The sequence below is a fragment of the Pseudobdellovibrionaceae bacterium genome, from assembly GCA_023898385.1.
Classification (GTDB): Bacteria; Bdellovibrionota; Bdellovibrionia; order Bdellovibrionales; family UBA1609.
The window spans coordinates 280,239-304,051 of record CP060220.1; the positions used below are offsets into that span (position 1 = coordinate 280,239).

General features: G+C 46.1%; 16 protein-coding genes. 12 read left to right on the plus strand and 4 right to left on the minus strand.

From position 1 onward, the window contains the following. The first annotated feature begins 399 nt into the window (after window positions 1-399). The 3 genes from H6626_01160 to H6626_01170 are packed head-to-tail and all read left to right on the plus strand — an operon-like array spanning window position 400 to window position 2,967. Window positions 400-1,722, plus strand: coding sequence for a hypothetical protein (locus H6626_01160; protein USN47732.1), 1,323 nt, complete (start codon window positions 400-402; stop codon window positions 1,720-1,722). 56 nt (window positions 1,723-1,778) lie between these two features. Then, window positions 1,779-2,099 (plus strand): hypothetical protein, encoded by a 321-nt coding sequence (locus H6626_01165; GenBank protein ID USN47733.1) that lies wholly within the window; start codon window positions 1,779-1,781, stop codon window positions 2,097-2,099. 1 nt (window position 2,100) lies between these two features. Further along, window positions 2,101-2,967 carry a hypothetical protein gene (locus H6626_01170; protein USN47734.1) on the plus strand — a complete coding sequence of 289 codons (867 nt, stop codon included), beginning with the start codon at window positions 2,101-2,103 and terminating at the stop codon, window positions 2,965-2,967. Here the strand turns inward: H6626_01170 and H6626_01175 are convergent. Next, a complete protein-coding gene (locus H6626_01175) occupies window positions 2,923-3,738 on the minus strand; it encodes a TIGR02147 family protein (GenBank protein ID USN47735.1) in 816 nt (271 codons plus the stop codon). The genes H6626_01170 and H6626_01175 overlap by 45 nt on opposite strands. A gap of 220 nt (window positions 3,739-3,958) precedes the next feature. On the opposite strand from H6626_01175, the gene H6626_01180 reads away from it, so the two are divergent. The 6 genes from H6626_01180 (at window position 3,959) to H6626_01205 (ending at window position 14,333) form a co-directional block, all read left to right on the plus strand. Continuing rightward, window positions 3,959-4,528: an EndoU domain-containing protein gene (locus tag H6626_01180; GenBank protein USN47736.1), complete on the plus strand. Its 570-nt coding sequence runs from the start codon at window positions 3,959-3,961 to the stop codon at window positions 4,526-4,528. Between the two features lie 736 nt (window positions 4,529-5,264). Then, window positions 5,265-7,643 (plus strand): hypothetical protein, encoded by a 2,379-nt coding sequence (locus H6626_01185; protein USN47737.1) that lies wholly within the window; start codon window positions 5,265-5,267, stop codon window positions 7,641-7,643. Continuing rightward, complete coding sequence (locus H6626_01190) at window positions 7,633-8,241, plus strand: S8 family serine peptidase (GenBank protein ID USN47738.1); 609 nt, start codon at window positions 7,633-7,635, stop codon at window positions 8,239-8,241. The genes H6626_01185 and H6626_01190 overlap by 11 nt, the downstream gene beginning before the upstream one ends. 280 nt (window positions 8,242-8,521) lie before the next feature. Further along, a complete protein-coding gene (locus H6626_01195) occupies window positions 8,522-11,152 on the plus strand; it encodes a cation-transporting P-type ATPase (GenBank protein ID USN47739.1) in 2,631 nt (876 codons plus the stop codon). A 130-nt stretch (window positions 11,153-11,282) separates the two neighbouring features. Then, window positions 11,283-13,307, plus strand: a complete 2,025-nt coding sequence (locus tag H6626_01200; GenBank protein USN47740.1) for a cation:proton antiporter — start codon at window positions 11,283-11,285, stop codon at window positions 13,305-13,307. A 210-nt stretch (window positions 13,308-13,517) separates the two neighbouring features. Then, window positions 13,518-14,333, plus strand: coding sequence for a YihY/virulence factor BrkB family protein (locus tag H6626_01205; GenBank protein ID USN47741.1), 816 nt, complete (start codon window positions 13,518-13,520; stop codon window positions 14,331-14,333). Window positions 14,334-14,383: 50 nt separating this feature from the next. On the opposite strand, the gene H6626_01210 is transcribed toward H6626_01205, so the two are convergent. The 3 genes from H6626_01210 to H6626_01220 form a co-directional block, all read right to left on the minus strand. Next, on the minus strand, window positions 14,384-14,836 hold the full coding sequence (locus H6626_01210; protein ID USN47742.1) for a GNAT family N-acetyltransferase: 453 nt from the start codon (window positions 14,834-14,836) through the stop codon (window positions 14,384-14,386). A gap of 16 nt (window positions 14,837-14,852) precedes the next feature. Beyond that, entirely contained in the window at window positions 14,853-15,278 is a 426-nt protein-coding gene (locus H6626_01215) for a hypothetical protein (protein USN47743.1), read from the minus strand. Between the two features lie 85 nt (window positions 15,279-15,363). After that, window positions 15,364-15,786, minus strand: a complete 423-nt coding sequence (locus H6626_01220; GenBank protein USN47744.1) for a hypothetical protein — start codon at window positions 15,784-15,786, stop codon at window positions 15,364-15,366. 609 nt (window positions 15,787-16,395) lie between these two features. On the opposite strand from H6626_01220, the gene H6626_01225 reads away from it, so the two are divergent. The 3 genes from H6626_01225 to thrS all read left to right on the plus strand — a co-directional run bounded on the left by H6626_01225 (window position 16,396) and on the right by thrS (window position 23,776). Then, on the plus strand, window positions 16,396-18,870 hold the full coding sequence (locus H6626_01225) for a hypothetical protein (protein USN47745.1): 2,475 nt from the start codon (window positions 16,396-16,398) through the stop codon (window positions 18,868-18,870). A gap of 107 nt (window positions 18,871-18,977) precedes the next feature. Continuing rightward, window positions 18,978-21,416 carry a hypothetical protein gene (locus tag H6626_01230; GenBank protein ID USN47746.1) on the plus strand — a complete coding sequence of 813 codons (2,439 nt, stop codon included), beginning with the start codon at window positions 18,978-18,980 and terminating at the stop codon, window positions 21,414-21,416. Window positions 21,417-21,808: 392 nt separating this feature from the next. Beyond that, a complete protein-coding gene (gene thrS, locus H6626_01235) occupies window positions 21,809-23,776 on the plus strand; it encodes a threonine--tRNA ligase (GenBank protein USN47747.1) in 1,968 nt (655 codons plus the stop codon). Window positions 23,777-23,813 lie beyond the last annotated feature (37 nt).

Sequence of the window (23,813 nt, forward strand, 5' to 3'; positions counted from 1 at the left end):
TTCCACAAAAGGAATCCGGATACTCATGACATCTGGTTTGCGTTGTTAAATGCCCAGATCTTATGGTGAGCTCGCCTGTCGAGTGTGCATCGCCCAAGCAGTTGTTCTAAAGTCCCGTTACCCTACAGGCGGTGACACAAATTGTAGGGTTTTGACAAAACTTCAGGCAATTTCAACTGATCATTTTTTTTAGCTCCCCTGTAACATACTGAAAATACTCAAGAATTTCACCGGGAATAGGTGTTGCAGAGTTGTGGCCTGGACCCCATTTGAGTTAACCAATTTGTGAAATTTGGCCTCCAAGTTTTTCATATGGAATCTATAAACCTGGCACCAGATCTCATACAAATGTCGGTACCTGATCGTTTGATTTAAAAACCTTTAAGAGGAGTGAACTCAATGCAAGGAATTAATGTTTTGGCGCTGGGCTATTTGTTGGTGGGTGCATCAATTTTCTTAGGCTGTACCAGACCTATGGAGCCTGTAGATAAAAAGGGCAAATTGGTTATTGAAGCATCTATGAAAATGGAAGCCGAAGAGCTGGCTTTGGCTGGAGAGCAACTTGTTGGACCCTATACGTTCATGTTGGCCGATAAAGTGATTGATATGGCTATAGAAAAAGATCCAACTAACTTGCGAGCCAATTTCTACAAGTCATTTTTAAAGTCATTTATGGCCTATAAAGGGTTATTAGCGCGAGTGAAGCCGATTGTAGACACTCAATTGACTGAACATGAAAGAGCTAACTTTGAAAAATCTGTAAAGGGTATTCCGCAATCACCATTTTTAGAATTTCTTTATGACGGCAAGCCGGACCTTAATACTGAAGCCGACATTCAGGATGTTTTAGCTGACGTTCGTGATGGGTGGAATGATTTTCGAAAGTTCCTTAAAGTAAACGACAATTTTGAACTGACACTAAATCTTAATTATCACGTGTGGAAATCTACTATTGATTCACGGACCTACGATTCATGTAAGGTCATAAATCCTGCCTATGGTGGCACACGAGAAGAGTGGGAGATGTCAGGTCGTGACAACTCATACTTCGAGGTGGAGTGCGATTATACTGATCTGACAATAGCGAAATTAAACGTTGCGGACATTAAGATGTTAGAGCAGGCCGCTGCTGGCATGATTGTTTATCTGACTCCGTTTACTAGTTATGACCTCACGGGACTGGTTAAAATCTCTCAATTGAAAGATTCACGGCCTTATTACAATCCGATGTCGCCTGCAGAGTATCAATCTATGTTGGAAAATAACGCCAAATTCGGAAAACTAATTGAGCGGCAGTCAATGACAATCATCCCACAACTAGGGTCTGATACATTGGCGGCGTTAAAGTGGGCCCGGAATTTTCAAGACAAGCTGTGCCCTAAATCTGATGCGAATCCTACGGGCAAACGAAAACGACATATCTTTGAAGACGGCGTTTGTATTGACAAGCCTACTGAATTCAATCAATTGATTGCCTCTCTAGAGGCCGCACTTCAGGGCCCAATAACGGTTGAAATAGAGGACGAAGGGACTGGCGTTCGTGAATCATTACGCATTGATTACCTTGCCTTGTTCCGCAACCCGGTGTCTGATCTTCGATCAATCGCACCAAGTAAGTACGACAATTGCGGCAATGTCATTGAATATCGAGGCGACAACAGCCTAGGTGGTTTCTATGCAGATGGGTTCAAGCCGCAAATTGATACCTATGGGTGTCGCTAATTATGAACTTCTGCCACTTTGCTTCTAGGTTATTGATTGGACTGGGATTAACAATAGTGTTTTCCCAGTCCGCTTTTTCTGCCAGCTTGCAGCAAGTAGCCTTTTCCATGTGTGCGCCGCAGGCTAACCGCTGTTTAAAGGTTTCTGGAGAGAAGGCCTATCAGGCCACTGAGGGCGCCTTGTTTGTCGTGCGATACCCTCAATTTGAGTGGATAGATAGAAGTACAGGGCAACAGGTTTCAGGACGAGGTATTAAGGCCATTATAGATTATGGATCTGAACAAGTGGTTATAGTGGATCAAATTTCAGGCGGGACCATTTTGGAACAAGTTTTCGATATGAAAAAGTTAAATAGTCGCACACATAGGATTGATTAGCATGAAACGACGAGCTCGAGAGATAACTTTCATATTGGCTCTAGCTGCCTTGTTAGGATGTGAGCGAGTCATTTTGAAGGAGACAATCATCAAGGAACCTCTGGTTGAAGAGCCCAAGGAGTACGAGCTGCAGGGTGGTGTTGATAGTGGCGGTGGCAATGGCGTCAATGGTCGGCCTTTCGAAAGTTATCGCTTGCAGAGTGCCGTAGATTTGGGTGGAGGCGTTGTGGACGAGGTGTATTCCGTTATAAAAGCAGTGGAGGGAGTTCATCCGGCCTTAGCCTCGGACCTAGCATATATATTTGTCAATCGCGATTGGTATTTAATTCCAGTACGACTGGCAAAGATTCCTAGAGCCACGTTGGGCGTCTTAATTGATGTGCCTCAGCAGGACCAGATAGCTTTGCAAAACCTGCAGGAAGTGTGGATTGACTCTCACATTTACGGAGGAATGAATGCTAGTGACCAAGTCGCTTTAGTGTTACACGAGTTAGTTGTTGGAGTGAGGCTCCTTGAATACACAGAGGGTGTAGATCGTTGCCTCGCACAGCTTGGAGGCTACTATTTAAAAAGTCGGGACCAATTTGATTTTTTTCGACCCACGCAAAGCGCTGAGTATGAGTCTCATCGATCCGAGTGCTTCAGAAAGAATCGTATTGATCAGATCTTTGATTCAATCGTGGGTCGAAAACAAAAAGTAGACCTAAAGTCAGATGACTATAAGATGATTCGAAAGCTTTCGGGCTTACTAGTGGATCGTGAAAAGGCATACAGTTTCTCGGAGTTAGATTACTACTATGAGGGCTCGTTGCGACGGCAAGATTCAGAATCTAAACCAGTCGATGCAAAGACAGCGAGTCGTTTCTGAGGGAGACTGAGTCACTTCATTGGTTATTTCTTTGAGTATTCGAGGAATACGTTGCCGAAGCTCTTCGGCCAAATCTTTGGATAAAACCATCGGTGCTGTAAAAAAGATGTCGTCATCATTGACTTGTGAGATGCGATTGATGGATTGCATGCGCCAATTTTGATGGTGCCGTTGGAAGTGCACGGTGTCTCTGGCCGCATGGGTTCGAGTGGGGCCAAGGGCCAAGTTATTGTCATTTAAGGTTAACAACTGGTTTGTAAGCAAAAAGGTGAGTACCTTTTGAACCAATGAAATGGGCAGACCCAGTCGGTTGGCGATGGCGGTGGGATCGTTGAGATCAGGAATGTCGGCGGTTAGTCGCACGGCTGTATAGCACCAGGTGGAATAGAATTCAGATTTTGCTGCTTCTTTGAGTTCAATTTGATTGGGCATGATGTTCGTTAGTTTTTTAGCCTCATTTTGGATGCTTTTGATTTGATCTGAAAAAAATTGTTTGAGCTTAAAGCTGCCGGCCTTTTCCTTTTCTACCAAAAGCATAAAGTAATTAGTTTCATCGCGGTCGAGACCCAGAAATTGAGACAGGTCATAGGCGAGCTCCAGACTCAATTGTTTGTCACCCTTGAAAACTTGACTCACAAGTGTAGTGGACACACCGAGATGTTGTGACAGTCGTCGATACTCGCCGCGGCCTTTATTTGGTAGACTCTCAACAACGCTATTAAAATAAGATTTGTAATCATCAAAATCGAAGAGATTTTGCAGCTTGTTCATATAGAGCCCATAAAAATATCGTCGAAGTACTCATTTTAAAGTTTACACCTTAGGCAATGAAAATATCATCTAAAAGGTAAACGATCTGGGCTTAAGTCAGCGACTTAATAGTAACTAAAAAGTTAAATTATTCGTTAACTTTTTACTTATAAAATCTGTGATTAATCCTCAGGTTTCCGTATTTTCGTTTTCAAATCAAAACCGTTGATTGGAGATAGATATGGAAGTTTGGAAGAGGATCAGCATTATAGTTATAGTCGTTTGTATTTTTTTGCTGGTGGCCGTAAGGGCCGGGGCATTGGGATTCAGTTGCCACTCCAATCTGGCGCCAAAGCCCCGTTTGGATCGTGTGGCTCACTATGTGGTTGAGGGGCGATGGGGCCATAAAAAAAATGGTCACCGAGTTCTTGAGGGCGGGCTTCATTCTAGAGCCTTTCTTGATAGGTGGCTGCAAGAAGATCCCGAGCTCGCGTTGGCATTGAACGATGAAAACAGTTTTTTGGAGCTATCTAGCGGAGTGGTTCAGGTGAAGTTTCCCAAGTGGGCGGTGAGCGAAGCCTCCTGGACACAAACGAAAGGATACAAAACATTTTTTCCGGCATCATGGACTTCGGCCGACATTGAAGAGGCGGTTGAATACATAATCGCTGTAGGCCATAGCAGAAAAGTCGGTAACGATAAATATGAATCTGTAGGCGTATATCGCTCGGTGAGAATAAAAGTGGTGTACACCGATGACTTTTTGATAACAGCATTTCCTGTTGTTGAGCGAAAGACTGCGGGCTTTTGAATTTAGTGTGGGCCTTGATTTCGCCTAGTTTAGAGAAAATTTTTTTGCGCCAAGACCTGGCCGAATTCATAAATTGTTGGGGACTTCGATATCCGATTGGAATTGAATAGCAATTGTCAGGAAAATAAAAACAGACAGGAACTTGCGGCATTGATTCTGGGTTTGCCGGGTATACCTCAAACTCGCAGTGTTTTTATCAGCTGCCCCATTTAGCCGTCAAAGGACCTCTTCTCAGTAACCAGAAATCGCCAACTCCGGTGGGCAGTGCCAACAAAAGTGGCCTTCAAACTGCCGACTCAAGTTGCCGTTTCAATTTAAGACTTCAATAATTTTAGTATGTTACTGTTTGGCCCGAAACCAGCAGTAGACTCAAGTGTGCGTCGCTCGTCGACGTCAGGGCTGCAAGGAATTTTTAAATTTTAATAAATAGTTTTTAACGAACAATCCCCCATATCCCCAATTCACTCCCTAGCCGGTCTCCCCAAGACCGGCTTTTTTTTATTTTACACCGACGTTACGGTGAATTCCCCAAAAGGATACCCCCGTATTTTATGTAATCCTTTTCTGGTGGCTACTTTGCCATGCGCATCATTTCACTAGAGTTTTCATAAAGACAAAAATAGATTTCCTTCTTCGTGTGAGTTCGACACCCTTGGCACCGAACTTGCCTAGTAGACCCATTGACTGGATTGTGGGGCCAAAAGGTTTCCAGCTAGCAAATGAAAAAGGGGGAAATATGAAAAAGTTTGGTTATCAAATGTTGGCTGGCGGCATGGTGGGTTTAGTTGCCAGTGTCGTTTTGGCTCTGCCGAGTGATCAATACCGTGATTACGATTTGGATGCGGCATTGCGAGTGAAGTATGCCGCTGAATCGGATGTCTCTCGTTTACAACAGCGCGAACGAGACTTGGAGTCGCAATTGTCGCGCTCTCAAACTCAGCTTTCATCAAATGAATACCAGATTTCTCGAAATCGAAATCGAATTCAAGATTTGGGTTCTGAGCGACAAGATAAAAGGCAGCTCATAGAACGACTAGAGCGGAGGCAGGATCAACTCAGTCGACGAAGAGCTCAACTGGCCCATGAAGAACGTGATTTGGAACGGCGAATTCGACAAATAGAATCCAGCGTGGCTGTTATAAGTGTAGAGACGTCGCGACCCATTCAGATGGCAGCAGCAGCTTCGCCTCAAAAAAATACTGACGAAGGCAAGCGCAACCGAGACAAGGGTGACCGCGGAGGTAAAGGGGATGACCCTGCTAGAAACGGTGACAAAAATCCTGAACGCGGGGGGCGAGATAACACAAATAGTCCCGGTCGCGGTGGTGAAAATGGACCAGGCCGTGGCAACGGCGCAGGGCCCGATAAAGGCGGAGAGCCTCCCGCTGGCGGTGGTGGTGCGACACCTCCACCCAAAAACAATCCCGAATTGGATCGTCTCAAAGCCGAACTTCGAAAGGTGCGAGGGGAGTTGGCACAAGTCAGCCACCAGTTGAATGAAGTTCAACGTGACATATCGCAGGCCTCACATCGCCTAGAGAGAATTCGATATGAAGTTTCAGATCTTCAAGATCAAAACCAACGTCTTTTAAGAGAAAATCAACAGCTCGAGCGAGATATTGTGGCCTATCGCCAAGATCTTCAGGTTGTGGGTGTGGAGTTAGATGGTGCATTGAGTGAGTTGGCGTCTGCCAACCGAGAGGTGGCCCGCATAGAAAGAAACCTAGATTTAGCTAAAGCGGAAGTGTCACCGGTGGCAAAAAGTCACGGATCAACAGATGGCGCGGCCTCTGGTAAAGAGTACGGCACTATTGCTGGCGATTTGCGAGCCGCAGAAACGGCCGGCTACGAAAATGGAACGGCTGCTGCCAACGACAAGCAAGCTTACGATGAAGGATACAAGCAAGGCGTGGACACGGCCTGGGATGAAATCAAGGCCGCATCCCGTGTGGCAAAGCAAAAAGGCTATAATGATCGGGTTAAATTTTATCGCACATCCAAGCTTGAAGAAATCGTAATTGATGCCTCTGAGGTTTTGTCTTATTCGAATGAATCCTTGCAATCTTCAAGTGCGTCAACAGAAACGGATAAATACTACCGACCACGCCCTGGCAGTTATCCGCACCCGAGAATCAAAGAATTTTACATGAGTGCCTATCACTCGGCATTCAATGCAGAGCGGTCCAGGAGCTACAGCGAGCATGAGCAAAAAGAGTACAGTGACAAATATCCCATGTACAAAAGTGGTTCGGTCACTTCGCCCGAGTATAAAACGGCCTATGCGAACGCCAATCGGGCGGCAAGCTTAAAGAAAGGGAAGCAAGAAGGTTACAACATCACGATTTCAACGAACAAAGACAAAGAAGTGACAAAAGCCTATGGGGAAGGCGTTAGTGAAGTGGACCAGCTCTATCGAAACAATCCTATCTTAGATGATTTTCAGTTTAAACTTGTCGACGGCGATGGAGATGGATTTGTGTTGCCGGGTGAATCCGCGCAGCTCGAACTAAATTTAAAAAACTTTGGCCTCGTTGAAAAAAGGGGATTGAGTGCCTCTATCAAAGGCGAGGGATCGTCAATCACTCCGGGCACTAAGACTTTTAAGTTGCCCGAGTTGCCGGCTCAATCGCAGGTGAAAGTCATTAATCTTGGTAACTACGATGTTCCGTCAAACATGTCAGTGGGGCAGACTTTCTTTGTGAATGCGGGCTTAAAAGAAGGCCAGAAGACATTGTTTGAGAAAAATTTAGAGGGTCAGATTGCCTACCCCATGCAGATGGAACTGGCCAGTAAGCCCGTAGACTTACCCACATCTGAAGCCGGAAGTTTTGTGTTTAGTGTCTACAACAAGAGCCAGGTTACTCAGAGTGCCGTGATTCACATTAAATACGACAGCAGTAAAGTGTCCAATGCGTGGCCCACGTCATTTACTGTGGGTCCAAGGCAAACGCGACAGGTCACTGTGCGAGTGAAGGGCAACTCTCGTCAAGAGTTCAGTTGGACCACCCTCAGCTTTGTCGTTAAGAAAAACGGTTTAACCGCATCGTCGACAGAGTCAGTTAAGATTCAAGTGAACGATGGCAAGTGTTTAGTGGGGCCTGTTTGTGACTACTAAATGGATGGTGTTGGTATTGGCGGCCCTGGTATTTAGGGCCGCCAATGCCTTTTCTTCGCCAATTATAATAGCGATTATGGATGATGAAGTGGGCACAGCCCATCAACGTCAGATTGCAAAAGTCATTGAAGACTCAGTGCAAGACTGCAAGTCTGTAAACATTGTGAACTACCCCATTTTTAAAAACGGAAAGATGACAAAAGTCACAATGACAAATGCCATAAACAAAATACTTTCAGATGGTGTCAACATCGTGAACCTCAGTTGGAACGACAAAATATCTGCGTCACTCAAAGACGTATTGCCTCAATTAAAGGCCCTATCTGAACAGACAACATTAGTGATGGCAGCCGGCGAAAATAAGAAAGACCTAAAGCAACCACTGTCAATAGACCAGACGGTGGCCGGCCTGTTGCCAAAAGCCATCGTGGTGGCCGAGGCCGACGACTTCGGACGCGTGGCGCCCCAATCCAACTACGGCCCTGAGATAGATCGGGTGATCGCCCCACCCTCTGGCTTAAAAGGCAGCAGTTTCTCAGTGGCCAAGTTAGTGGGGCAACTGGCATGCGAAAGGGAAAGGTACCCGGTTCAATTCTGATTTACATGGCGTTAGAAGCCTTCACGGTTCCTAACCCCTTACTCAATTCCGGTAGCACGAAATTGTTAACATTGAGGTGCCGATGTTTTTTGCCATATTCAATGTAGAGCTACGGGGGGCTGACCAAAAAAAGCAATTCTAGGGGAGACATATTGAATCTGATGAAAAAGATCAGGACAGAACGTTAAGTATCTCCCGCTCCAAAAAATAGCACATCGATAGACTGCCTAACGCCATGCAAATCAGAATTGAACCGGGTATCTTTCAAGGGTATCTTTCAATGATGTTAAAGGAACAACCCTGGGTACTCACAGTACCTCGTGTATTAGACCTGCTTGAAGTTGATAAAGTGAATGGTCTTACTGCGGAGCAGGTCAAAGAGCGAAATTTCACATACGGAATAAATCGTATTACAACGCAGGCTCCGCCGAGCCTGTTGGCCTTATTTTTTAGGCAGTTTAAAAGTATTTTAGTGGGGCTACTGGCTTTGGCGGCTCTGGTTGCCGCTTTGTCTGGTGATGTTTTAGATGCGGCAGCTATTGGGTTAGTGCTTTTAATCAATTCAGTTATTGGGTTTATCACCGAAGTGCGAGCGATCAGTTCGATGGAGTCGCTTAGAAAAATAGGGCAGACGCATTCGCGAGTGGTTCGTGCCGGAGAGCAGACATTGACACCAGCAGAGGATTTGGTTCCTGGCGACATCCTTATACTGGAGGCAGGTGATGTGGTGACCGCTGACTGCCGAATCATTGAAAGTCACAATCTAAATGTTGATGAATCAGCCTTGACCGGTGAATCCGTGCCCGTCGAGAAAAAACCTTTTGTTGAATTGGATTCTGACACAAATGTGTCTGATCGCCAAAACATGTTGATGAAGGGGACTTATCTCACGCGGGGTGTCTGTCGAGCTGTGGTGACTCACATTGGAATGGGCACGGAGATCGGTAAGATAGCGAAGTTGACAGCAAGCGCTGAAGAGGAAATCACTCCATTAGAAAAGCGCCTTGATCGGTTAGGTCGACGGTTAGTGGTACTCACACTTTTCGTATCGATGGTGATACTCATTAGCGGATTGCTGACAGGAAAAGACACGTTGTTAATGATACAAACCGCCATTGCATTGGCTGTGGCCACGGTTCCTGAGGGACTTCCCATTGTGGCGACCATTGCCCTTGCTAGAGGGCTATTGATTATGTCTCGGAAAAACGCTCTCGTTAATAAACTCTCGGCCGTGGAAACTCTCGGTGCGACAAGTATCATTGTTACCGACAAGACGGGGACCCTTACTGAAAACAACATGACGTTGGTGGAGGTAGTAACAGAAGAGGGGCCTTTCACCGTTAGCAGAGATGAAAACACCCAGAAGATAAACCTATTGGCAAAAAATGGATTACCCATTTTTTATACTGGTGCAGGCGAGATCATGCGACGGCTCATAGAGGTGGTTGGGCTTTGCAATGACGCTCATTACAATCACGGGGCAGAGAGTTTTGGTGACCCGATGGAAGTTGCGCTTTTAAGATTTTCAAAAGAGGTCATTGGTGATGACAAATACCTGAACACACAATACCCGCGAGTTTCTGAGGTTCCCTTTGATTCTCATACGAACATGATGGCCACCATCCATAATGTCTCAAATGAAAAACTGGTGGCCGTAAAGGGGGCACCGGAGTCGGTGATATCCCGAAGCCGCCTCAGTGATGAACAAAAGGAAGCATGGAGACAACAAAATAGGACTCTTGCAGAAAGAGGTTTGCGGGTGCTCGCGATAGCCTACAAATCCGAATACCAAAACGACGAGTCCGTATTTGATGAGTTGGAGTTGCTGGGTCTTGTGGGATTGATTGACCCTGCTAGGCAGGACGTGCCTCGCTCCATTTCGCAGTGCCATAGTGCGGGTATAAAAGTGGTTATGGCCACTGGCGACCAAGCTGGAACGGCCTTAAAAATAGCTAAAGACATTGGGCTGCCGCAGGCTTCGCTGGAGCCCGTTTTAGGAAAAGATCTTACCGGCCCTTGGACGCAAAGCTTGATAGACTCCATTGACAAAACCTCCGTGTTTAGTCGCGTCAGTCCTGAGCAGAAGCTGCAATTGGTGACTCACTACCAAAAGCAAGGCGCCATAGTGGCGATGACCGGTGATGGGGTCAACGACGCTCCGGCACTTAAGAAGGCCGACATTGGCATTGCCATGGGTCAGCGTGGTACGCAAGTGGCAAGAGAGGCCGCCGATATGATTCTTAAAGATGATCGCTTTGAAACCATTGTGTATGCGGTGGAACAAGGCCGCATTATCTTTTCTAATATTAGAAAATTTGTAACATATTTGCTTTCATGCAATATCAGCGAAGTTTTTATCGTGGGAATTGCAGCTGTGTTTAGCACCAAGATTCCGGTCACACCCTTGCAGATTCTGTTTTTGAACTTAGTCACAGATGTATTTCCGGCCCTAGCTCTGGGCATGGGAAACGGCGATCGATCCTACCTGTCAAATCCTCCCAGAAAATCTGAAGAAAAAATAATCGAGAAGTCCCACTGGTATTTCATTTTTTTGTACGGAATACTTATAACGGCAAGTGTTCTGGCCGTGTTTTATCTCTGTTTATATTTGTTCTTGTATTCATTTGAAAAAGTGGTGACCATTTCGTTTTTGACTCTGGGTATGGCCCAGGTGTTTCATGTGTTTAATTTGTCCGGAAGAAATTCAAATGTATTTATTAACGAAATCACAAAAAATCCCCACGTGTGGGGTGCGGTCATGCTGTGTGTGGGTTTACTGGTTGCAAGCGTTCACGTTCCATTTACTCAGGAAGTTTTAGACTTATTGGCATTGTCAAAGAAGGATTGGATTCTTGTGTTAGGCTTTAGCTTATTGCCATCACTGGGTCAGTTGGTGTTGAGGATGAAATGACCAATCAGCCAAGGCCAAAACTCCACGAATGTATGGGTTGCTGAAGCATTTATAATTTCGATTGGACGTTGCCAAAAATATTTTTACAGTTAAATATATTTAAAAGATTTCAGTGGTGCAGGAGGCCCGTGTGCACGGCAGCTTTGTAAAAGATATTGCATTGGTATTGGGTGTGGCCGCTCTCATCGGATCAGCATTTTTTCGCTTTCGTTTGCCATCCATTTTGGGTTATCTGACGGCAGGTCTAATTATTGGACCTTATATCCCCATACCGCTTTTTGCAGATCCCCATCGGGTGGAAAGTCTATCCGAGTTCGGTGTGATTCTAGTTATGTTTGCTGTGGGACTAGAGTTTTCTATTGAAAAGTTTTTTAGAGTATTGCCAACGGCAGGAGTGACGGCGGCTCTAGAAATCAGTGGCATGTTTTTGGTTGGGTTGACGATAGGATATTTTTTAGGGTGGTCGACGGCGCAGTCCATATTTTTGGGCGGCGCACTGGCGATTTCTTCCACAATGATAGTGAGTAAGGTTTTTGAAGATCAAAGGCCAACCCAAGGAACGCGAGATCACGTATTTGGTGTGCTGGTGATTCAGGATATGGTAGCGATTTTACTTTTAACTGTATTTGGCACATTTGCAGTGAGCAAAGAGATCAGTTTAGATAGCCTGGCCCCTACCTTGGCAAAAATGGTATTTGTGGTGACCTCTTTGACGTTGTTGGGGTTGTTTGTGATCCCGAGATTTGTGAAACATATTGTCGCTCAAAACAACTCAGAGGTGCTTATTGTTGTGGCAACGGGGTTGTGTTTCACTGTTGCGCTTGTCATGAAGAGCTTGGGGTATTCCGTGGCACTGGGTGCGTTCTTGGCTGGAGTGCTGGTCTCGGAGAGTGGGGAGTCTCACAGAGTCGAGTCAATATTGAAGCCATTGAAGGATGTATTTGTTGCCATATTTTTTGTGTCTGTGGGAATGACCGTAGACCCATTGATAGCTATTGAGGTTTTACCTCAGTCAGTTTTGATATCGGTAGCTGTGGTGGTGTCACAATTTCTACTTGTGTTTATAGGGAGCGTATTGTCAGGATCTGGCCTTAGTAGATCACTGTGCTCATCGATTTCTCTGGGACAGATCGGAGAGTTTTCATTTATCATTGCGGCGATAGGGTTTGGCGCAGGTATGGTGACGAAAGAGTTTCAGGCCATTGTGGTTTCAGTAGCTATACTGACTTCATTGTCTACTTTGGTGCTTTGGAACAGGTCTGAATTTATAGTCAGTAATATATCAAAAAAACTTCCTGAATCTTTTCGAATTGCTGTTGGGTTTTATGAGACTTGGTTTCGCAGAATGAGAGACTTTAGTGCCAGAGAAGGCCGATTTTTTGGCGTACCGAAGAAAGTGATTTTCGGATTACTATTTGATTTAGTTTTGCTGATCTTGATCCCTCCGCTTTTCTTAAAGTTTTTGCCGGCAACACTTTCGCACATGGGTATTGCAGAGGGGACTGTTGTAAGTCAGGTTGTTTTAATTGCAGCTTTAGGGGCGGTATTGGCACCAATTATCTACGGTTTTGTGATCATGTCTTCGGCTTTGATTGCTAGACTGTCACAAGCCGCGTTTTCGGGGGATATTGATGGGAGTAGGTCGGTATCATCAGTGCAGCGACTATTTAATTTAACCATTTGGACTATTTTGGGGTTGATGGTGGCCTTTCCGCTACTGGCATCAATAAGGCCGTTTATTAACAATACGATTTACACGGTATTAGTTCTGTTGACGATCCCGACCATATTTTACCGGTTGTGGCGAAGTGCCGGCAAGGTGGCATTTGAATGCGAGGCGGGTAGTGAGAAGCTCATATCGATGATTAAGCGGCAAACTATGATTAGATCAAAGGCAAGTGTTGAGTCAACGCCTCCCAGTTTGCCTGGATTTGATAATTTAGTTTCAATTAGTATGAATAACAATAATTTATCGGGCAAGACGATTGCCGAGCTAAATGTGAGAAAATTGACTGGAGCGACAATAGTATCAATATTGCGAGACGGAAACTTGATGATTTTTCCCAATCACCTAGAGGAAGTTCACGTCGGAGATACTCTACACCTTTCGGGAGATGAGATGGCTATCGAGAGCTGTCGAGAGATGTTTCGGTAGAGATTTCATTGCACTTTGAGTGAAAGCGTTTTTGTTTTGGACGTGAGATGATTTGTGTGAGTTTAAGTATTGCCTGCCCATAAATTATAGAGAGTGAGATAGGCGACGTGGCGATCCCGATGGAGCCAATAAATACAATATCTTTTTACTTAAGCCAGTTGACGTAGTGGCATCATAAAGTATCGTTGTCTTTGGAAGTGAAAAAGTACAATGAATAACATCCGTCCAATTATTCCTAAACCCACTGATTTAAAACCAGTGTTCAAAAGGTTCTACCGAGAACTCATTGCTATGCAAGTGGGTTCGCGCTCAGCCGAGCTGGCTTACCTTACGGTGATCTCCATTGTTCCGATTTTGTCGGTGTTGATGGTCACGTCGCGGGCGTTGGGAAGCGGATATACCATGATGATGAGGTTGCAAGATTGGGTGCTTGGATTTGTTACTCCAAGTACTTCGCCAGAGCTATTGGGTTTGATGTCGTCAGCCATTCTAAAAATGAGTGACGGAGTTATAGGGTTAAGTGGTCTTATTTTAACGATACTAGTGACAGCGCGCCTTTTGAGTCGACTAGATCAGCTGACCCAGATGATTTGGGGTTTGGGCCCATCTCACAAGTCCGTTAAGAGGTTAGCGTTCATGTTGTTGGGCTTGCTTGGGGGGTTGCCAGTATTTTTGTTTTTTATGGGGTCTGCCTTGAAGTTGTTACCTTTGGTCAATGACATTTTGCCTGTGGTCTGGATATCGAGGGCGGCCTCGTTTTTAACGATATTTTTAATTTACTATTTTTTGCCAAATCGAAATTTGAAAATACAAAGCGCGGTCATTTCATCTTTATTTGTTTCATTGATTTTGTATGCTGGGCAAGCGATATACAAATGGGCTTCCCACAGTATCTTTTACTACGACGCCGTATACGGATCGTTAGCTTTTTTACCACTGTTTTTGGTGTGGGTGCTTATATTCTGGCGCATCATTTTAGGTGGAATGATTTTCACCCGAATACTAAACGGCTGGAAACAGATCTAGTCCGTTGGGCAGCTATGTGGCTAGTACTCACAAGGAGTTATTAACAGATCTTATTTGAGCCACTCAAAAAGTGCGTAGTGATCAGAGGTCATGCCCAGTTGTTGATAAACCTTTTGAGCATTGATATTTGACTGATCTACGTAGAGCCGCAGGCCGAACAATTGGGGTGACGCCTCCACAGTGGCCTTTAGGGCGTTGTACATTTCGCGAAACACGCCTTGTCCGCGATATTTTGGAGTAATATAAACAGAGTGAATCCACCACACAGATCCGTTGCGCCAATCGCTCCACTCGGGAATGATAAGTAGGTTGCCGACCACCTGACTATTTTTCTCAGCGATCCAATATTGCCCTTTATTAGAATCTTCAAAAACAGCAGATACACCGCGCTCCACGGTTTCTTTGTGCAGGCGTAGACCTTCAGTTTCAAGGGCCATGGCCAACTGAAAATCAACAAGGGTTGTGAGTTCGTCGAGTGTGGCGTGCCTAAAAATTGTGTTCATAGTTTGAGCTTGCTAGTTAGAATCCGTTAATCTGTTGACGGTGCTGGTGGTTCCGGTAGCTGTCGGCATCCCCGCGAGAGGTGCCCCTTGGGGCATAATAGTCAGTGCCGTGAAGCGGTTCTGGGGTTGCTGCCGGATCCACCCCGGGGTGCATTTCTAAAAATTGCTCGAAACTGTGAAGGTTTTCTTTTGGCAATGGTTCTGGAGACTCGTTGTCGGGAAGAGACTCCAAATCAAAAATCAACTCGGTGTCGTTGTACTTGGGTGCAAGCTCAAGGTTACCAAAACGCAAGTTCGCAGGGGTGGATTGATTTGAGTCCTCGGGTTTAGTCAGGCCAGGAAGGGCCGCATGATCTTTAGCTTGCGAAAAATTTTCAGAAGCGTATCCAAATTGGGAAACCACGATGATGAGTGAAGCCAGCAAAACGACTGTAGATTTCATTTTAAACCTCGTCCTTAGAAGTCGGGCAATTCAGCTGCAGAGTGTATGCCAATGGCAAAAGTTGAGGCAAAGTTTTTCGTAGAGGTCATAGAATCTGCAAAGATCGAATATCCACCAATGGAATTCGAGCTTGCCCCACATCGCCCACGTGCATGACCAAAAAGTCAGAGTTAACTTCCTTAATCACACCACCAGTGACGGCTTCCATGGTGAACACCATATCGGCAGGGTCGGGGAGCAGCCAACTCACATTGATTTTTTTGTTCAGATGCCCGAGGGTTCGAAGAAGGACTATTTTTTTGTGTTGTTTTGGATTCAAATCCTTTTTTAAGTGGACGATCTCACCATCGAGAAGCTGGTTTATCTTGTTGTTTATGTCATCGATTTGATCCACCGAAATTCGGGGCTTTGGCCCGAGAAACAGCACGCATCCACTGTATTCGTCGGCCTGAAGTGGTCCAGAATACGCCAAAAACATCAACAAAACGGGCAAAATTAAACGCATCATAAGCGCTCTCCCTTCGTTGGTGTTTTTATAAGGCAAAACGGCGACCAAGCTGATCTCAAAGAGGATGAGCCTCGCCACTCAGGTCCCTAAAAAGTTTGTAAAGGCGGTGACAAAAATTGATTCGGTCGACGGGAGCCCAGATCCTCAACCGGGCTTCCCGGCGGCAGAGGCGGGGGCTCCGAGGGGGAGAGCACACACCAACGGCACGAGTGGCCGCATGTCGTCTTCGGATTGCGTCACTTTCGTGCCGCAACTCGGATACGCCATGCACATCGTGATGTTGGTGTGTGCTCTCCCCCTCGGAGCCCCCGCCTCTGCCGCCGGGAAGCCCGGTTGAGGATCTGGGCTCCCGTTGGCTCCTTTGAGTGTGATTCAGTTTGACTAAAACACGCGTGTTGCCCAATTAGTTTGGGTTACCCAAGTGACTCATTTCGAGATTTGATAAAACCGTTTTTCACGATACCAAAGTCTCGATAGTAACCCCTTAAAATAACTAGTAACTCTCATTTTGAGGCAATTCGTTTCATACTGATACGTATGAAAAAAGCAGTCAAGTTTTAGGGCCAAACTGCCGATACTAAGTACATCCATATTAATGGAGTTCTTCTTATGGAGGCAAAATGTCGTCCTACAAAAATGGAACGTTACCCAATGCTGACATTTTTTAAAAAAAGAATTAACCGGCCGTTCTACGCCAACGTATTGTCTGCACTGAGTTTGCTTTGTGTACTTATCGTTGACCTTTCCACGTTAGGCTGCCAGCTCGCTGACAACAGAATTTCCGGTCGCGTGCAAAATGGTGGCTCCGGCGGGATACAGCAGGTTGTGCCTTTGCCGACTGAAGACGTTGTTTTTAATGATTCTGTGTCTATCTCTTGGAATCAAAGCCCGGAGTTGTATGCTGTTAATATTGCCTATCTTCAGGGTCTCGCACCACCGGCTTCATGTGCCGAGGGCACTACTTTAAGTAACATTTCATCCTCACCGTTTTCTGTCGCAGGCTTGCTGCCGGAGACCACCTATTCCTTTTTGATTTGTACAGTGAACAATGCCGCGACGGCCGCCCTCACTGTCACAACCTTAAGTGATGTCAGCGTCAGCGCAGTCTATGCTGGTGCTAGCGCCAACTGGAATGGCTATGTTAGAAATAACGGAGCCTCGATTTACGAATCTGATGGCACTCCCTGCGACGGCACAGAATCTATATCGGGCCTTCTTGACGAGGTTTGCATTCACGGGGCCGAGATAAAATTGGCCACTTCTTCGGCTTTTGGAAATTCATGTACCGGATTAACAGCTCAAGATTCACTACAAGCTTTTAATTGGGTTTGTGATGACTCCATGGGCTCTGCTCAGTTTTTCTCGTCAGGCCTTGCTGATGGCAAGGGTCTAAAAGACCTTGTCTCTGAATCTGGTTTTGAGTCTCTTCGACTCACGGTAAAAGCAAACAATACCCCGATTGCCAGCAGTAGCGCGGCCACGTGGTGGTCGAATCCAGTGCTGCCTTTGCCTGCGGCCTCTGCAGATTTGGATACGTCAGGAGCCATTTACGTTTTAAATTCTAGCCGAACTGATGTTGGTCATGCCATCACAGTGGATAAAGTTTCTGTCGTCATTAAAGATGATGCCCTTTTTACCAATACGGGCACTGGGTTTACGGCGGCCTCAAAAAAATATTTGTGGTTTGAAGGTCACTTTGCAAACTCAACAGGCACCATTGCCTCAGTGGGCCTTTCGAAGTTTGTGCAAATGAGAAATGTCACAATTGCGAACCTTGCCAGCGCTACGGGATTTGATATTCAATCGTCGACTCACATTAAAATCAATAACCTTGTCGTCAAAGATATATCCTCAGCTAGCTACTATGGGGTCTACTTCAACAGCGCCTCTAGCATTCAAATTACTCACGCCAACTTAAGTGACAGCATCTATCCATTGGTGTTTTCGAACTCTGGCTATGTTGATGCCAGTTACATATATGGTTTTAATAATTTTTCACATATTGGAAAAAACGGGGGGTCAGCCGCCGTATATGCGCGCTTTAGGCATATTTATCTACAATTGGGTTCAAATGGAATTTCTGGCTTTTTCTCCAATAGCGCTGAGTTTTATGACATATCAATGATCAACCTTTCTTCAAACTGTTTCAACCAATCCACCGGCAACGCCACCATCGTGAAGGCCCTCCTCGCCAATTGCGGCGGCATCGGACTATGGTTTAACAACAACTCAAATCGGTTTAACACTGTACTTGACGTCACAATTGTCAACGCTGGTGGTAAGAGTTTTAAATCCTATGACGGTCAAGACAATTGGCTACTCGGTAGCATCTTTAGCGGCGCCCTTATTGAACTCAACAGCGAAGATGGTGACACATTTTCAAATGTTTATATCGACGGACAATATTGGCCCCAAAACGCTGCAAACGATATTAAATTTACCGACGCATTACTCACCGGGCTTAGTTTGTATTGCATCAACGCGGGATCGCCTCCCGGCGCCAACAGCGGTCTCGACCGGGCCACCTGTTTAAGCACTGGGATTACCGATGCCACACGCATCGATGGGTTAGACATTAATTCTTCGTTTGTGGGCAAGGTCGGCGCTCCAACGGCGTTCGACAGCATCACTGACTTTACGGAGTTTGGTTCGGAGTTTATCGGGTGGGGGCGAAATGCGGTAAGCCCGATTGCTGAGCTCGGTGACTGCGCAACGGGCGAAACTTGTCAGGCTTGGGACTGGCGACTTAAAAGCACTGATACTATTTTACGAAATACCCGCGGCGATGGATCCTCACAAAGCCCAAATTTTGTTCCTGGAGCCACTTGCCCTGCCCCTGTTCACGGCAACCTTGTTGAAACAAATTTTTATGCAGAATTGTATCTTATCAATGCCACAGAAATCATAGACGACGACGTTGGCGACGACGATGGCCTTTGTGAATCCAACGAGTCATGCGTTTATTCACCAAATTTCGGAGCCTACCAAGGACACGGTGATTATCTCAGTCAAGGCACATGCTTGTTTCAAAACGGCACAGTCACCGGCGTAAACATGTACGCCTACCCGCAAAACGGAATTTAATTTGTTTCGAGTGACTCTCGTTTTGAGACAATTCGGCCAATTCAGCCAAAAGTCCTAAAGTTAACACCATTTTCTGCCGATAGAGTATTCGATAATATGGAGGCAAAATGTCGTCTTGCAAAGTCGGAACGTCATCGACTTATAGTCGACGGGCATTATTCACGTTGATGTTTGTTTTCAGCGTGGGGTGTAAGCTCAACGACAACACCATTAAGGGATCCATAGCCGGAGGTTCGATCGGTTCTGGCGTTAATATTGCCGCGCCCATTCCTCCTAGTGGGGATGTCGATAGCGCCTTTGTTTTTGCTGTTAGTTATGAAGCTGGTTCCACAATTAATTTGAACTTACACAAAGTTGAAGTTAGCTCCACGGGCGACGTCACGTGTGATCCTCCACAGGTGTCATCAATCAGTTCAAGCAATCGCAATATCACTTTAGAAAATTGCAACGGTAACGGCACGATCAGTGTCACTTTGCTTCCGGGATCATCGACGAATCAATCGGGTGTTCCTGATCAAGGCTCGCAGAAAAGCACAGTAGCTAGTATTGCAAATGCCGTGAGCCAACAGATTATTACGTCCTCTGACGGTGGAATGGATTTTGGCTCTAGTGATGTGAGTGGTGGCCCGGTTATACAAATCATCACAATCACCAATGACAACAATCGAGACATGACAGATATTGTTCTTTCGGGAGTCAACGCTCCCTACAATTTTGAGGGAGGAAGTTTTCCTGGAACCAGTGGGACCTGCACAGGGGATTTGGCACCCAGTGAAAGCTGCACCATTGCCATTGAATTCAATCCGTCGACTCCCGGCGAATATACTTTGGATCTCACCATGGAGTACACTGACGGGGACAATGTACGACAAGAAACCCTGCCTATTAGCGGCTACGCCACAGACAACAATAGCTGTCCTGATCCCATCTTCGTAGGTCCAGATCATCTTTACACCTCGATTATGTCCGCGCAACGCTACGGCAGTAACGGTGATAATATCATTATTGAACCAGGTACCTATACCCACCACTTCTCTCTGTTTGGACTAGAAAAAAACATCAGGCTTTATGGAGCAACGGGCAATCCAGATGATGTGACGTTAGTGTCGTCAACTGGCAGCACCCATTTTATGGGAGTATTTTTTGATCGCATGTCGGATCTGGTTCGTGACTTGGGCCTTTACCACGTGAGTGTAAACAAACCCTATTCCAATTGGGCGCCTTATTTTTATGTATTTGGGGACGGTGACCCTGCCAATCATTCATTTACCCTTGAGAATATCAAAATCACAGGTGATCTAGGTGGCTCAAATGATCTAGTGAGGTCAGCCCAGCCCGGGTTTACCCAAATTTTTAACAATGTTTCACTAACTCACGGAACCAAACCTTACACGTTCATGCAAAACAATAGCCACGCCAACTTTGTTGAAGTGAACTCCTTGTACACACCAATTGCGCCAACACCGGATTTCTGGAATCCGACTAATTTGACTATAGTAAATAATAACTACAGCACAAATTCGTCGACTCACGGCACGTCTCAGTACGGCGCTCCCAGTTTTCCCTGCGGATATACGCCGGGCGTAGTGAAACCGGCAAGATTCAGTGTCGTGTACGCCTCACAGGGATTGACCCCAAGAATCAGTTGGATGAAATCGGGCCACGCCACAAGTTATAAACTTAAAATTAAAGATAGCGATTCCAATGTTATTTGTCCGCCTATGACAACAAGCAATCAGTACTACGATGTGACAGATTGTGAATTGCAGGCTGGAGTAACTTACAAGGCCGAGGTCGTCGCCTATAATGGAGCTCAGTTAACACCTGCTGAAAACACGTTGGATTTTACGCCACAGGCGAGTTGCGTGGGAAATATTCTACACGTGGGTGGTGGACAAACCTATTCAACTATTGTGGATGCGCTGACGGCGGCGAGCGATGGTGACAATATTATTTTACATCCGGGCAATCACACTGTTCCCGCCTACACAACTATTTCAAAAGACGTGCGTTTTTATGGTTCTACGGGTGATCCGGATGATGTCTCGATCAATGTGGATATTGGATCAGATGATGTTGTTTTTCATCTGCGGGCTGACTTGATGGCGCCAGCACAGGTGAAGCCAGGTTTTTATCACATGACTATTCAAAGAAATACATTAGGGCAGTGGGATTGGTTTTTTGATATTCGTGGTAAAGCTAATCCCGATGACAGTGAATTCACCTTTGAAAACATAAAGTTTAACAGCGGTTACCCCATATATAATATCGCCACAAGCGTGGGATCGCCCCGGCTAATTGTCAGAGGCAGCACTTATACTGCCGACCCAGGTCGATTAGTGAATTTCGACAACAAAACGGCCTACTCCTATTTTGACAGTGTGGCATACAGCGACACCTATGAGGGGACCCCGCTGTATATCAATAACGGGTCCGTCACCACAGAGAAGAACGATGCAACAAGTATTATGGCCGCCGATCAGGGAACAGCAGCCTACATCCGTCGCACAGGCAGCCCCCGTTTCCCATGCGGATACCAACCCTAAATTGACATTTGAACTCCCGGCCCCAGTTCTGGCCACGCAGCGTCAGGGCGGGCGAGGTGGAAGGAGAGCGCGCGCGACAACGGCACGAGTGGCCGCATGTCGTCTTCGGATTGCGTCACTTTCGTGCCGCAACCCGGATACGCCATGCACATCGTGATGTTGTCGCGCGCGCTCTCCTTCCGCCTCGCCCTCCCTGACGCTGCGTGGCCAGAACTGGGGCCGGGAGTCCAAACCATGGACATTGCCTTACAAATTGAGTATTTTGATCCCTCAGCAAGACCGCAAATTTCCGGTTTTTGCCGTTGATATTTCAATAGAAATTTTAAGTGTAGGTGTTCTTAGTTAATGTGCTTTGACCTAAAAAATATGACTCGTATCTTCTTTGTTTGCTAATGGCGGCCGTTCGAATCATTTTACCCGATAACTCTGTGAAAGAATTTGACCATGAACCCACGGTTCTGGAAGTGGCCCAATCTATTGGTTCACGGCTGGCAAACGACACCTTGGGCGGGCAGCTCAATGGCTCGAGTGAGGTGGTCGACCTTCGCACGCTGTTGCCAGATAACACTCAACTAAAAATAATCACCACACGTGACATCGAGGGACTCGAAGTGGTTCGCCATTCGGCGGCTCACGCGATGGCGCAAGCGGTGCAAGAGCTGTGGCCCGATGTGAAGGTGACAATTGGCCCTGTTATTGACAACGGATTTTACTATGACTTTGATTCGCCTCGCCCGTTTACCCCGGAAGACCTTGAAAAAATTCAAGGCCAACTGGAAAAGGTGATCGCCCGCAATGATGAAGTGATTCGCGAAGTTTGGTCGAAAGACAAAGCCATCGCGACATTCCAAGAGATGGGCGAACGATTTAAAGTTGAAATTATCCAAGACCTCAATGAGTCCGAAGTGGGTATCTACCGTCAAGGGGAGTGGTTTGATCTTTGTCGTGGGCCCCATGTGCAGCGATTGGGACAGATCAAGGCCGTGCAGATTTTATCGCAAGCCGGTGCCTATTGGCGGGGCGATGAAAACCGTGAGCAATTGCAAAGGGTTTATGCAACGGCATTTACTGATAAAAAAGATCTCAAACGGCACCTGCAAAACCTGGAAGAGGCGAAAAAAAGAGATCATCGAAAGCTCGGCAAAGAACTTGGTCTATTCACTTTCCATGAGTTTTCACCGGGGGCGCCGTTTTTTACCCCTAAAGGGTCGGTGATTTATAACCAACTACAGGGGTTTATGCGCGATAAATACCAGCTGTACGGGTATGATGAGGTGATCACTCCACAGATTTTCGACGTGGATCTTTACCATCGCTCGGGTCATTATGATAACTATCGTGAAAACATGTATTTCACCAAAATCGACAATCGCGATTTTTCAGTGAAGCCAATGAATTGCCCCGGCCATTGTTTGTTGTATGCGGCCGAAAGAAAATCTTATCGAGATTTGCCCTATCGGGTGGCAGACTTCGGTCGACTGCACCGCTATGAGCGCAGTGGCGCCATGCATGGGCTCACTCGAGTGCGATCTTTTTGTCAAGATGACGCCCATATTTTTTGTACACTCGAACAAATGCAGCAAGAGATTCAAAGTTTTATGAAGCTCTTGCACGAAGTGTATGAACAACTTGGCATGACAGAGTACCGCGTGTTTTTCTCCACCCGGCCAGAAAAACGTATGGGCAGTGATGCTGTCTGGGATCGAGCCGAGTCAGCCCTTGAGCAAGCCTTAAAAAATCTAAATCTCAAATACACTGTGAACCCCGGTGATGGGGCGTTCTATGGTCCAAAACTCGATATTATGTTTGTTGATGCCATTCAGCGGCCGTGGCAGTTAGGCACTCTACAGTGCGATTTCAATATGCCAGAGTCATTTGATCTCCAGTATGTGGGTGAAGACAACAGTGAACATCGGCCAGTGATGCTTCATCGGGCAATTTTGGGCTCATTGGAACGATTTATTGGTGTTTATCTTGAGCACACGGCAGGGCATTTGCCGCTGTGGTTGGCGCCCGTGCAAGTTCGAGTATTGAATGTGACTGAAAAACAAGAAGAGTATTGTCGAGCCCTGTATGACCAGTTGAAGGCGGCCGGTGTTCGTGTAGAGCTAGATGTTCGCAGCGAAAAATTGGGATACAAGATTCGTGAAGCTCAGTTGCAAAAAACCCCTTATATGTTGATTATTGGCGATCAAGAAAAGGATGCCAATCAGGTTTCCGTTAGACTTCGAACGGGAAAAATGAAAAAAGACTTGGGTCGCAGTGAGTTTTTAGATAGCGTTCGAAACGAGATTGAATCTCGGCAACTGGTGAGCCCCTGGCTTGAAGGGGACACCGACCAACAAGGAGAAGAGTTATAAGAGCCAAAGGCAGTGGTGGACGGCCACCTAGAGACGA

Excerpts from the sequence above, each read along its gene's own strand:
- H6626_01160 (USN47732.1), top strand. The coding sequence starts at position 400 with ATGCAAGGAATTAATGTTTTGGCGCTGGGCTATTTGTTGGTGGGTGCA.
- H6626_01170 (USN47734.1), top strand. The coding sequence starts at position 2,101 with ATGAAACGACGAGCTCGAGAGATAACTTTCATATTGGCTCTAGCTGCC.
- H6626_01175 (USN47735.1), bottom strand. The coding sequence starts at position 3,738 with ATGAACAAGCTGCAAAATCTCTTCGATTTTGATGATTACAAATCTTAT.
- H6626_01180 (USN47736.1), top strand. The coding sequence starts at position 3,959 with ATGGAAGTTTGGAAGAGGATCAGCATTATAGTTATAGTCGTTTGTATT.
- H6626_01185 (USN47737.1), top strand. The coding sequence starts at position 5,265 with ATGAAAAAGTTTGGTTATCAAATGTTGGCTGGCGGCATGGTGGGTTTA.
- H6626_01195 (USN47739.1), top strand. The coding sequence starts at position 8,522 with ATGATGTTAAAGGAACAACCCTGGGTACTCACAGTACCTCGTGTATTA.
- H6626_01205 (USN47741.1), top strand. The coding sequence starts at position 13,518 with ATGAATAACATCCGTCCAATTATTCCTAAACCCACTGATTTAAAACCA.
- H6626_01210 (USN47742.1), bottom strand. The coding sequence starts at position 14,836 with ATGAACACAATTTTTAGGCACGCCACACTCGACGAACTCACAACCCTT.
- H6626_01215 (USN47743.1), bottom strand. The coding sequence starts at position 15,278 with ATGAAATCTACAGTCGTTTTGCTGGCTTCACTCATCATCGTGGTTTCC.
- H6626_01220 (USN47744.1), bottom strand. The coding sequence starts at position 15,786 with ATGATGCGTTTAATTTTGCCCGTTTTGTTGATGTTTTTGGCGTATTCT.
- H6626_01225 (USN47745.1), top strand. The coding sequence starts at position 16,396 with ATGGAGGCAAAATGTCGTCCTACAAAAATGGAACGTTACCCAATGCTG.
- H6626_01230 (USN47746.1), top strand. The coding sequence starts at position 18,978 with ATGTCGTCTTGCAAAGTCGGAACGTCATCGACTTATAGTCGACGGGCA.
- thrS (USN47747.1), top strand. The coding sequence starts at position 21,809 with ATGGCGGCCGTTCGAATCATTTTACCCGATAACTCTGTGAAAGAATTT.